We start from the raw sequence: 323 nt of genomic DNA, 5'->3' as shown, positions 1-323 counted from the left end.
CCGGCTTACCCCGTTCGACGCCTCGCAGTTGTATTTTGTCGCGCGCCAGGAGCGGCGCAGCGGCGCGTGGTTGCAGGTCACGCTGGTGGCGATCCTGCGCGAACGCCTCGACAGCCTGCTCGCCGATTGCGCCGCGCAGGGTCTGCAGCCGCAACGCGTGGATGTGGGCGACAGCGCCGACTCTCGCTTGGGCATCAACCTGTTGCCCGCCGCACTGCGTCCGTCGTCACCGCGCAATACCCAGCGTCTGCGCCACGGGCTGCTTTGGCTGTGTGGCGCCTTGCTGTTCGCGGCGATGCTGATGTGGCTGAACAGCCGCCAAG

1 protein-coding gene is annotated in these 323 nt (G+C 68.1%); it reads left to right on the top strand.

What is annotated here, in order from left to right; all coding sequences use genetic code 11:
- Positions 1–323, top strand: a 323-nt coding sequence (locus tag AC0L20_RS40435) for a hypothetical protein (protein WP_473295735.1), incomplete at both ends; no start/stop codon positions are given.

This window comes from Bradyrhizobium sp. Kon58 (assembly GCF_055807455.1).
This window is presented reverse-complemented; position numbering and strand designations above follow the sequence as displayed.